Source organism: Sedimentitalea sp. (assembly GCF_039973035.1).
GTDB lineage: Bacteria > Pseudomonadota > Alphaproteobacteria > Rhodobacterales > Rhodobacteraceae > Sedimentitalea.
In genome coordinates, this window is the sequence record NZ_JBDWLR010000046.1 from 1 (window position 1) to 10,711 (window position 10,711).

Below are 10,711 nucleotides of genomic sequence, written 5' to 3' on the forward strand. Positions count from 1 at the left end.
GCCAGCCAGCGACACGATCAGTGCAGCCGTCGATTCCGCGAGGCGGTGGCCCAATGATGCATCCTCGGCGACCAGCACCTTGGACACGCCAGCGATCTTGGCGGCGGCATCACCGGCAGCAGCGGCAGAAGCACCACAGCACAGCGCGGTCACATCGCCCAGTTTCGCCGCAGCGGTTACCGCCTTGGCGGTCGCGTCCAGCGCCAGTTCACCATCGGTGACTTCGGCAAGCAAAAGTACAGCCATTATACAGCCCCCACTTCCTTGAGTTTCGCAACCAGCTCGTCCACCGACGCGACCTTGATCCCGGCCGCGCGGGTTGCGGGTTCGGCGGTGCCGACGATTTCGAGACGCGGGCTGACATCAACGCCGTAGTCCGCAGCCGTTTTCTCATCCAGAGGCTTTTTCTTGGCCTTCATGATGTTGGGCAGCGACGCATAGCGTGGTTCGTTCAAGCGCAGATCGACCGTAACGATGGCCGGCATCTTGACCTTGATGGTCTGCAATCCGCCATCGACTTCGCGCGTCACAACGGCGCTGTCGCCATCAATGTCCAGCTCAGAAGCAAAGGTGCCTTGCGACCAGCCCAACAGGGCGGACAGCATCTGACCGGTGGCGTTCATGTCGTTGTCGATCGCCTGTTTGCCACAGAGCACGAGGCCGGGCTGCTCTTCGTCAACAATCGCCTTGAGGATCTTGGCAACCGCCAAAGGTTCGATGTCGGTGTGCACGTCATCTGCTGCCACAACCAGAATCGCCCGGTCTGCACCCATTGCCAGCGCTGTGCGCAGGGTTTCCTGCGACTGCTTTACGCCGATGGATACAGCGATGATTTCCTCGGCCTTCCCTGCTTCTTTCAGGCGAATGGCCTCTTCGACGGCAATCTCGTCGAACGGGTTCATCGACATCTTCACATTGGCCAGATCGACACCGCTTCCGTCCGCCTTCACGCGAACTTTCACGTTATAGTCGATCACGCGCTTGACAGGCACCAATACCTTCATCTGCGGCTTCCTTTGTCTTTCAGGTTTCAAGAGAGCTCTCGCGAGCGCATTGCTGCGGCTCGAACAGCGTCGTGGGACAGTCTTTTCAACTCCCCGTTGGACAACAACGCGCCCAATCCTGCGGCGGTTGTTCCATTCGGGCTTGTGACGGTTTCTCTCAGGTGAGTTGGGTCGGGTTTCCGGGTGAGCAATTGCCCCGCCGAAGTGACCGTTCCGATCGCAAGAGCGCGGGCAATGTCCGAGGGAAGTCCTTCAGTTTCCGCAGCCGCAATCATGGCTTCACAGAAGGCAAAATAGTAGGCCGGACCACTTCCGGATACCGCTGTTGCGAGGTGCATATCCTCTTCTCTGTCCAGCCAGATCATTTGGCCCACGGACGCGAAAAGCTCTTCAACCAGCGCTTTCTGATGCGGCAGCGTTTCTGGCAAGGCAAAACCAGCCGAAACCGCGCTGCCAACCAAGGCGCCGATATTGGGCATGACACGGACGATGGCGGCGTCCGTGAAGGCGGCCCCACTGATGGATTGGGTGGAGACGCCAGCGGCGACGGAAACAACAACCGTATCGGAAACGATGCAGTCACCCAAATCGGTGATGGCCTGGTTGACCTGCTGCGGTTTGGTGGCCAGCACTACCACCTTGGGATGTAGGTTGGGTGGAAGGTCCTTAATCTGAGCGACATAGGTGAACCGACTTCCGGGTACCGGCTCGTTGCCGATATCGGCAAGCGAGGGGCCCGCGTGAGGGTCCAGCGCAACAAAATGATAGCCGCTGCCCATCGCGGAGATCCAGCCTCGCAGCATGGCCCCGCCCATGCGGCCCGCACCGACAAGCAGGATGCTGTCCATTACAAAACCCCTTTGTTCGCGGCACGAAGAGCGGCCATCAGCGCCGCGTCATCATATCGCGCCAGCGATAAGCCCGGGGCATAGTCAGGGCATTCGGCCCCGGCGATGGTGGCTGCACACAGCTCGCCCGCTGCACAGGCCGCCATGGTGCCGAACCCGGACATTGCACAGTTCATGAAGGCTCCCTCGGGGCCCATCTGACCGATCAGGGGCCAGTTTTCCTCGGTCATTGTGTACCAGCCGCCGTAGTGGTGCATGTTGCGGGGCAACTGTCCGTAGTATGCTTTGAGTGCAGGATTGAGCCGCGCAGCACCGCGGAGCACGATATCCGGGAAATTCTCGTCCAGTTGTTGTTCCCACGTCGCTTTGGCGCGGGTTTCATTATAGGCCCAGCCGAGCTTTACCCATTTGCCCGCATCGCCGCCATCGGGGCGGCAATGAATGGCGCCGGGCATCATACCAGCCAACCATGCAAATTCAGGTTCATTGCGGAGCATGTCGCGTTCCTCGTCGGACCAGTCGATCTTTTGCCCATCCAGATCGATCGAAAACGGCATCGTGCGGGGAATGGCACCTTTGCGGTCTTCGAAAGCAATCTTTTGTTGGAACGTGTTGTAGACCGGTAGATCAACACCCATCATCTTTGCGATTTTGTCGGCGAATGGCCCGGCAGCGTTGACGAGCTGATCGGCCGCCAGAGTTTCGGTCCCGGAAGAATTCGCAATCTCAACTCGGAACCCATCCTGCTGGGTGATATTGCGAACCTCGCCGACGACACGTTTTACGCCGACCGACTTGAGGTAATCCAGCATATACATGCCCAGCTGCTGTCCGCTGATATCACCGCCACGCCGAATGTGGATGATTGTCCGGATTTCCGGATCGTAGCCAGGGAAACGATCGCGGATCAGAGCTTGGTTTTGAACGATGTCGACGCCATCGGGCACGCCTTCCCAATCGGAGCTGTCGAAGGGCGCATAGGTGTCTGAACGGCTCTCCGAATGATAGCGCAACAATTTTTCGGCGCTTTCACCAAGTCCGTCATGCAGTTGCGCCACCAATTCATCAGTATTTGTTTCCCGGGTAGCCAGCGCATAGCCGCGTCGGTTCATGTTGATGCGGTTTCCGCTGTCACGGGCAATCTTTTCCAGCAAGTCAGTGCTGCGATTGGTAAAGGCCACCATCGCCGGTTGGGGCCACCAATTACGGTAGTTTTCCCCTGATTGGGCCGATGTGAATGCCATCGGTTGATCGCGATCAATCAAGGTGATCCGGGTCTGGCCGTGATTCTTAGCCAGATAATAAGCCGTGGCGATTCCAATGATTCCTGTGCCGATGACAATGGTGGATGCAGAGCGCATTTTGGCAATTTTCCCAATGATTTCTGACAGGTTGCGAAAGTAGTTTGCGGCCTGATGTGGTATTTTAGGATTATAAGTTGACAAAATAGTATACGATTTGCAAGGATCAAATCCGAAATTGCTACTTACGCCGTGGAAACCACATGACCTCAAGCGCTGCAGATCCCATCTATGAAGATGTTCGGACCCAGATCTTGTCCGGAGAGATCAAACCGGGCTCTCCTTTGCGTCAGGACGAGATTGCCAAGCGCTTTGGCGTCAGCAAGATTCCGGTGCGGGAGGCGCTGCGGCGCTTGGAGGTCGAGAACCTCGTCACTTTCGAAAAAAACAAGGGCGCGACTGTTCGCCAGTATTCCGAAAGGGAAATCCTGCAACTTCTGGATATCCGCGTCGCCCTGGAGTGCCGCGCGCTGGAATTGGCCATTCCGAACATGATCGACTCCGACTTTCGAGACATGCGCGAGTTGCTGGTCGACTACGCGCAACGTACCGAGGCCAAGGAATGGAGCGCAATGAACGCCAGGTTCCATCACATGCTCTACGAGCCGTGTGGAAATCCGCCGTTACTTGGGATGATCAACGATCTCCAAGATCGGCTCGGCCAGTATCTGCGCCTGCTCGTATCTACTGCCAGCGGCCTGGAGCGCCCGATGCGCGAACATGATGCCATTCTCGATGCCTGCGAGCAGCAGGATATTGAAGGCGCTGTACAGACGCTCCGTCAACATATCGAAGCATCCCAAAAAGAGGTCGCGGCATTTCTAAGAAGAGGCGCCTGAACGACCCCACTTCACAAAAAACAGAAACAGAAAAGGACGTTCCAACATGGGAAAACTGACAAAATTCGCGACCGCAGCCAGTTTGGTCGCAATTGTCGCTACAGGTGCTGCCGCGCAGGAGCGCCAGTATGTAAATATCGGCACTGCCGGGATCGGCGGCGGCTACTATCCGACAGGCGGATTCATCTGCAATGTGCTGAACAAGAGCCGCAAGGCCAACGATCACAACATCCGCTGCACGGTTGAATCCACGGGCGGATCCGTGGCCAACATGCGCTCGATCCAGGTCGGTGATCTGGAAGTGGGTATCGCAATGTCCGCCTGGCAGTTCCACTCATGGCATGGCACTGACCAGTTTGCCGAAGACGGCAAAAACGAAAATCTGCGATTCCTGTTCTCATTGCATGCCGATGCCGCACATATCGTCACCCGACCAGACGCCGACATCGATAGCTTCGCTGATCTCGAAGGCAAGGTTGTAAACACCGGAAACGCGGGTTCAGGCACCGAGGCACAGGTCTATGAGATGCTGGGCTACTATGGGTTGGATGCGGACAGCTTCTTCAAACAGGAAACCAAGCTAACCTCGAAAGAGCAGTCGCAAGCGCTTTGCGACGGCAAGATCGACGCCTTTGTCTATCCGACTGCCGTCGGCGCGGCGTCGATCCTCGAAGCCACCAGCACCTGCGACGCCAAGGTCATTTCATGGGATGATGACGTTGTGAAAGCGATGATGGAAGAAAAGCCATATGTGATCCCGGTTGTCATTCCGGCCGGTACATACGGCGAACAAGAGGCAGAAATCGTGACTTGGGGCACGCCAGCGACGATCAACGCAAGCGCCGATGTGCCGGAAGACGTGATCTATCAGATGGTCAAGGTGGTGTTTGACGATTTCGACGCCTTCAAGGCCCAGTCGCCGATGTTCAACGCAGTACAAATTGAAACCGCCGCCACCGCAGGACGGACGGCACCCTATCATCCCGGCGCCGAACGGTACTTCCGCGAAGTCGGTCTGCTCAAGTAGATCGCCCTGACTGTGCTCCGGCCCAAGTGCCGGAGCTTTTTTCTCCGAGAGGAAAAACATGGAAAACCCAGCAGCACAGAGCAGGGGACATGCTCGACTGATCGAAGAGAATGATCTGGGCGGTCGCACACTGACCGGCAAGGCCCATCTGACAATTGTCGGGGTGGCGCTCCTCTGGTCACTTTACCAATTGTGGATTGCGTCCCCATTTCCTTTCTGGTTCGATTTTCTCATTCTCAACGATACGCTGCAGCGGTCAATCCATCTCGCCTTTGCACTGGCACTGGCCTTCCTCACCTTTCCGGCGACGGCCCGGTCACGAAGAGATGGGATACCGACCCTCGACATTGTGTTGTGCCTGATTGCGGTCGGGACCTGCTTTTATACCGTCGTGAACTATGAAAGCGTGGTTTCGCGGTCCGGCGGGGCGCGGACACAGCTGGAATTTTTTGTAGCGTTCGCCGGTCTTGGCCTGCTGCTCGAGGCGGCCCGGCGCGCACTGGGGTTGCCAATGGTCATCATTGGATTGGTATTCATCGGCTACGCCTTTCTCGGGCCAAACATGCCCGAAATCATCTCGCATCGCGGCCTGTCCCTGAACCGGTTTACCGAACATATGTGGTTGTCGACCGAAGGCGTCTTCGGTCTGCCTCTGGGAGTCTCCAGCGGGTTCATCTTCCTTTATGTCCTGTTCGGCAGCCTGTTGGACAAGGCGGGCGCGGGCAACTATTTCATTCAGTTGTCCTTCGGTTTGCTAGGCCATCTGCGGGGCGGCCCAGCCAAGGCGGCGGTGATTTCCTCGGCATTGACCGGAATGATCTCGGGTTCGGCGATTGCCAATGTGGTCACGACCGGCACGTTTACGATCCCCTTGATGAAAAGAGTGGGCTTCTCTCCCGAAAAGGCCGGGGCCATTGAGGTCTCGTCATCGATCAACGGTCAGATCATGCCGCCCATCATGGGGGCTGCCGCCTTCCTGATGGCCGAATTCGTGGGCATCAGCTATTTCGAAGTGATCACCCATGCCTTTATCCCCGCCTTTATCTCTTATTTCGGCCTCTATTGCATCGTCCATATCGAGGCACTGAAAGGGCGCATGGCGGTGCTGGAGCGTGCAGTGACCTACAGTGGCACGCAGCGGTTGATGCACTCAATCCTGACGATCACCCTGCTGTCCGGAGTCGGCTTTGGCTTGTATCTCCTGTTCGAAGCGATTGGGGCCTTGTTTGGTGACAACGCCCTGATCATGACCGTGCTACTTCTGGCCGGGCTGTATATCGGCCTGATCTGGGTTTCGCGCCGCTACCCGGAAATCGAGGTGGACGACCCTGAAGCCCCTTTGCTCAAGGTGCCTGCAGCACTGCCGATCTTTCTGGCCGGTTTGTTCTATATCCTGCCGATCGGGGTGCTGGTCTGGTGCCTGATGATTGAACGCTTTTCACCCGCGCTGTCGGTGTCCTGGGCGATCCTGTCGATATTTGTCCTTCTGCTGACCCAGAAACCGCTTCTGGCTCTGGCACACAGACGGCCTGTCAGTGCAGCGCTTTGGCAGTCGGGAGCAGAAGACCTGGTCAACGGTCTGATCATGGGTGCACGCAACATGACCGGCGTGGCCGTCGCGATGGCCGCTGCCGGGATCATCGTTGGCGTCGTATCTGCCACGGGCCTCGGGCTGCTGATGACTGAAATAATCCAGACCCTGTCCGGCGGTAGCTTCTTCCTGATGATGCTGCTGACTGCGGGCATGTGTGTGGCGCTGGGCATGGGCCTTCCGACGACCGCGAACTACATCGTCGTCGCTGCGATCATGGCCAATCCCTTTGTCACCCTCGCCGCCGAGCACGGGATCGAAGTGCCGCCCATCGCGGTACATCTTTTCGTATTCTATTTTGGCCTCTTGTCCGGCACGACGCCACCTGTAGCCATCGATGCCTTTGCCGGTGCGGCCGTGGCGCGCTCAGAACCAATGCGCACGAGCCTGATCGCCTTTGTCTACGGTCTGCGGACTGCGATCCTGCCATTCATCTTTGTGCTAAACCCGGCTCTGTTGCTGATTGGCGTTGAAAGTGCTTGGCATCTGGGGCTGGTTGTCGGCTCGTCCATTGTGGCAATGGTGATTTTCGCTGCCGGTACGCAGGGATATTTCTTTGCCCGGTCGCGGCTGTGGGAATCCGTGGTTCTTGTCGTCGTCGCTATCCTGCTGTTGCGACCGGCGGCCATTCTGGACGCGGTACAACCTCCGTTTGAACGCGAACCTGTGCACGTGTTGCTGAAACTGGCGGATGGGTTGGAGGGCCAGATTGATGTGCGCCTGATTGCGGAAGGTGAGAATCTTTCAGGCGCAACAATATCCAAAACCGTCGTGCTTACGCTCCGCGGGGACGGCGGGCAGAGCGCCGAGGATGTGCTGTTTGACTCGGCTGGCCTTGGCGTCGAACCCGAAGGCGATGCGCTTTTGGTGACCGATCTCAGTTTTGACGGTCAGGCGCAAAAGGGCGGGTTGGATTACGACTGGAAGATTCTGGCGCTAGAACGGTCGGTCGATCGGATGAACCCAAATTGGCTGCTGCTGCCGTTGTTGGCCATCATGGCAATGATTATCGCCTTGCAGCGCAGGCGCGCGGCACGGAGGAGCGAATATGTATGATGATATCATGCTGCCAGTGGACCCGGAATCCGTCACCGCCAGTTCCAAGGCGATCGAGACGGCAGTCCGGATCGCCCAGGACTATGGCGCGACGCTGCATATCCTTTCGGTCATCCCCCGGCTGGGCCGCTATGCCGCAAATATTTTCCCCGAAGATTTCGCCGAAGAGAACGCCGATACTGTCAAACGTACGCTTGAGCAGATTGGCTCGGATATCGCGCTGCAGACCGAGCGGCTGCGCCTGCATGTTGCGACCGGTTCGGTCTATGATGAAATCATCACCCTCTCGCGGAAGGCCGAGATCGACCTGATTGTCCTGGCTTCACACCGTCCCGAACTAAGCGATTACCTGCTGGGCCCGAACGCGGCCCGCGTCGTTCGCCATGCGGATTGTTCGGTCATGGTGGTCAGAGGTTAAGATATGCACCAGCAACCGCCCTCGCTGCACCAAGAACTGCGCATCATGGCAAAGGTATCCGCCCTTGCGTCCTTTAACTCTCGCCCCATCCAAGACTGCGTGTAGACACATGATCTCATCCCCTTACAAATCCCTGTTTCAGCCATTCGAGCTTGGACATCTGACGCTCAAGAACAGGATCATAAGCACCTGCCACGCTCCGGCCTATGCCGAGGAGGGACTTCCAGGTGAACGGTATCAGCTGTATCACGAGGAGAAGGCGCGGGGCGGCCTGGCAATGACCATGTTCGGAGGGGCGTCTTCCGTTTCTAAGGATTCTCCGCCCAGCTTCGGGCAGCTGAACCTCTCGGACGACTGCATTATTCCGCACTTCCGAAATTTTGCCGATCGCATCCATGCCTATGATGTCCCTCTCATGTGTCAACTTAGCCATGCGGGACGCCGCACCCGACCGGACGGCAACCATTGGCTGCCCACCGTCGCCCCTTCGGCCCTGCGGGAACCGGCGCATGGGGCGATGCCTAAAATCATTGAGCCGGCGGATATCCGGCGCATCATCGCCGACTATGCCGCCGCCGCAAGGCGCTGCTCCGAGGGTGGGCTGGACGGGATCGAACTGCTGGTGTCGGGACATCTGATCGGGCAGTTCTGGAGTCCCTTGGCAAACACCCGCTCAGATTCCTATGGCGGGTCGTTGGAAAATCGTCTCAGGTTTGGCATCGAGGTGTTGGAAGCCGTCCGCGAGGCAGTGCGCGAGGATTTCATCGTTAGCCTGCGCTTTACCGCGAATGAATTCATTGACGGAGGCATCACCGAAGAGGACGGGATCGCTATCGCGTTGGCCCATGCCGAGAGTGGGCTGGTCGATTGCCTGAATGTTTCCGGCGCGGCCAACTGGACCAAGGCGGGCGTGGCTGAAACTGTCCCGTCTATGGCCTTTCCAGCGGGCCGCTTCGTGGAACTGGCCGGAAAGGTGCGTCGCGCCACCGGACTACCGGTGCTGCACGCCGCAGGTGTGGCTGATCTGGCAACAGCGAATTTTACCGTCAGCGAAGGCCATGTCGACCTGATCGGCATGACCCGTGCACAGATCGCCGACCCACACATGGTACGCAAGCATCTGGAGGGCAAGGACGCGGAGATCCGCCCCTGCGTCGGTGCCGGTTACTGCATCGACCGCATTTACCGTGGGGGTGACGCGCTTTGCCTGCACAACGCAGTAACGGGGCGTGAGCGCACTTTCACACATGACACCGAGTCCGCTGAAAGCAAGCGCAATGTCGTTATCGTCGGCGCTGGCCCGGCGGGACTGGAGGCGGCCCGGATCAGCGCCGAGCGCGGTCATCAAGTTACGGTTCTGGAAGCACAGTCGGATCCCGGCGGACAGGTCGTCTATGCCGCGCGCATTCCCTGGCGACAAAACATGATCGGCATCACTCGCTGGCTCTATGACCGATGCGTGTCACTTGGGGTGGATTTCCGTTTCAACACCTATGCCGAAGCGGAGGACGTAATGGAGCTTGTTCCAGACGTGGTCATTCTGGCAGTGGGTGGTATGCCCGAAAGCGGACAGATCGACGGCGGAGAGATGCTCGGCAACTCGGCTTGGGACGTCCTGTCCGGAGAGATTCCCCTTGGTAGCAAGGTCTTAGTATATGACGAGACCGGTGGTCAAAGCGGCCCCACGGTTGCCGAATTTATCGCCGGAAATGGCAGCCAGGTCGACATTGTGACACCGGACCGCATGATCGCGGAAGATGTGGGCGTCACCAACCATGCGATCCACCTGCGCAACCTGTACGGTGCCGGAGTCAATATTAAACCCGACTGGCGGCTTCTCAAAATCGGCCGCAATGGAAACCGGATTATCGCAACAATCCGCAATGAGTACAGCGCCCAAGAAGAGCGGCGAGACTACGATCAGGTCGTGATCGAAACGGGTACCGTACCGATGGATGACCTCTATGATGATCTCGCCCCTCAATCAGTGAACCAGGGTCAAGCGGATATCGATGAGCTGATCTGCGCTGATGAGCAATCCTGTTTGGCGACAGACGCAGCGCAACAGGGCAACTTTGCCTTGTTCCGTATCGGAGACTGCGTTTCGGCACGCGGCATCCACGCGTCCATGCTCGATGCCAATCGTATCTGCAAGGCTCTGTAGGGTGGTGTCAGACAGATTCTAACCTGTCTCAGTTTCCCAGGAACCACTGGACCTTAGGCGGCACAAAGCTGACGCCACTCGGCGAGAGCGGCGGCGCGGTTGAGCTTGAAAATCTGTCGGGTGTAGAGGTGGCGTTCCTGATTGAAATGGTTGTGTACCGAGCGTGGACGGAGACGAATTTCTGCAGACTTCGCATCCGCCGGAAGCGCTGCATTGCCCGTTCTCGTCGTCGAAATGGCACGTGCGAATTCTCCGCCCGGCACCGTAAACTTAATGCACGGCCTCCGTTGATGTGCGATGGGGCCCCATGATCAAAACGAACGGGATTGCCAAGTTGCTGACCGTGGCTTTTAATGCTCTGGTGATCGGTCGATCACGCCACCAATTCGGCGGTGTAGTCGGCCCAGAGGCTGAAAGCATCGGCCCGAGCGTGGCGGTATGATGTTGCGGTGAGTCTGTAACG

Annotated in this window: 8 protein-coding genes and 3 pseudogenes; 5 read left to right on the top strand and 6 right to left on the bottom strand. The window is 57.9% G+C overall.

Features of this window, described 5'->3' with window-relative positions:
- From ABJO75_RS11850 to ABJO75_RS11865, 4 genes and pseudogenes are all read right to left on the bottom strand, one after another.
- A pseudogene (locus ABJO75_RS11850) lies at positions 1-246 on the bottom strand (electron transfer flavoprotein subunit alpha/FixB family protein); the annotation flags it as partial.
- Positions 246-1,004: an electron transfer flavoprotein subunit beta/FixA family protein gene (locus ABJO75_RS11855; RefSeq protein ID WP_348414101.1), complete on the bottom strand. Its 759-nt coding sequence runs from the start codon at positions 1,002-1,004 to the stop codon at positions 246-248. The pseudogene ABJO75_RS11850 and the gene ABJO75_RS11855, both read right to left, overlap by 1 nt.
- A 26-nt stretch (positions 1,005-1,030) precedes the next feature.
- The gene (proC, locus tag ABJO75_RS11860; RefSeq protein WP_348130541.1) at positions 1,031-1,852 is read right to left on the bottom strand and encodes a pyrroline-5-carboxylate reductase; all 822 of its coding nucleotides are present in this window, start codon (positions 1,850-1,852) and stop codon (positions 1,031-1,033) included.
- On the bottom strand, positions 1,852-3,213 hold the full coding sequence (locus ABJO75_RS11865; RefSeq protein ID WP_348130539.1) for an FAD-binding oxidoreductase: 1,362 nt from the start codon (positions 3,211-3,213) through the stop codon (positions 1,852-1,854). The genes proC and ABJO75_RS11865 overlap by 1 nt, the downstream gene beginning before the upstream one ends.
- Before the next feature lie 143 nt (positions 3,214-3,356).
- Here ABJO75_RS11865 and ABJO75_RS11870 point away from each other — a divergent pair, with 143 nt between their 5' ends.
- The 5 genes from ABJO75_RS11870 to ABJO75_RS11890 all read left to right on the top strand — a co-directional run bounded on the left by ABJO75_RS11870 (position 3,357) and on the right by ABJO75_RS11890 (position 10,248).
- Positions 3,357-3,992: a GntR family transcriptional regulator gene (locus ABJO75_RS11870; protein ID WP_348130536.1), complete on the top strand. Its 636-nt coding sequence runs from the start codon at positions 3,357-3,359 to the stop codon at positions 3,990-3,992.
- Positions 3,993-4,038: 46 nt separating this feature from the next.
- The gene (locus ABJO75_RS11875; protein ID WP_348130533.1) at positions 4,039-5,019 is read left to right on the top strand and encodes a TAXI family TRAP transporter solute-binding subunit; all 981 of its coding nucleotides are present in this window, start codon (positions 4,039-4,041) and stop codon (positions 5,017-5,019) included.
- Positions 5,020-5,077: 58 nt separating this feature from the next.
- Positions 5,078-7,666: a TRAP transporter permease gene (locus tag ABJO75_RS11880; RefSeq protein ID WP_348130530.1), complete on the top strand. Its 2,589-nt coding sequence runs from the start codon at positions 5,078-5,080 to the stop codon at positions 7,664-7,666.
- Positions 7,659-8,084, top strand: coding sequence for a universal stress protein (locus ABJO75_RS11885; RefSeq protein WP_348130527.1), 426 nt, complete (start codon positions 7,659-7,661; stop codon positions 8,082-8,084). Before ABJO75_RS11880 ends, ABJO75_RS11885 begins: the two co-directional genes overlap by 8 nt.
- 109 nt (positions 8,085-8,193) lie before the next feature.
- The gene (locus ABJO75_RS11890) at positions 8,194-10,248 is read left to right on the top strand and encodes an NADH:flavin oxidoreductase (protein ID WP_348130524.1); all 2,055 of its coding nucleotides are present in this window, start codon (positions 8,194-8,196) and stop codon (positions 10,246-10,248) included.
- A gap of 160 nt (positions 10,249-10,408) precedes the next feature.
- Here ABJO75_RS11890 and ABJO75_RS11895 read toward each other — a convergent pair.
- Positions 10,409-10,507 (bottom strand): annotated as a pseudogene (locus ABJO75_RS11895) (IS6 family transposase); the annotation flags it as partial.
- A 114-nt stretch (positions 10,508-10,621) separates the two neighbouring features.
- A pseudogene (locus ABJO75_RS11900) lies at positions 10,622-10,711 on the bottom strand (IS6 family transposase); the annotation flags it as partial.

Excerpts from the sequence above, each read along its gene's own strand:
- proC (WP_348130541.1), bottom strand. The coding sequence starts at position 1,852 with ATGGACAGCATCCTGCTTGTCGGTGCGGGCCGCATGGGCGGGGCCATG.
- ABJO75_RS11865 (WP_348130539.1), bottom strand. The coding sequence starts at position 3,213 with ATGCGCTCTGCATCCACCATTGTCATCGGCACAGGAATCATTGGAATC.
- ABJO75_RS11855 (WP_348414101.1), bottom strand. The coding sequence starts at position 1,004 with ATGAAGGTATTGGTGCCTGTCAAGCGCGTGATCGACTATAACGTGAAA.
- ABJO75_RS11890 (WP_348130524.1), top strand. The coding sequence starts at position 8,194 with ATGATCTCATCCCCTTACAAATCCCTGTTTCAGCCATTCGAGCTTGGA.
- ABJO75_RS11875 (WP_348130533.1), top strand. The coding sequence starts at position 4,039 with ATGGGAAAACTGACAAAATTCGCGACCGCAGCCAGTTTGGTCGCAATT.
- ABJO75_RS11885 (WP_348130527.1), top strand. The coding sequence starts at position 7,659 with ATGTATGATGATATCATGCTGCCAGTGGACCCGGAATCCGTCACCGCC.
- ABJO75_RS11870 (WP_348130536.1), top strand. The coding sequence starts at position 3,357 with ATGACCTCAAGCGCTGCAGATCCCATCTATGAAGATGTTCGGACCCAG.
- ABJO75_RS11880 (WP_348130530.1), top strand. The coding sequence starts at position 5,078 with ATGGAAAACCCAGCAGCACAGAGCAGGGGACATGCTCGACTGATCGAA.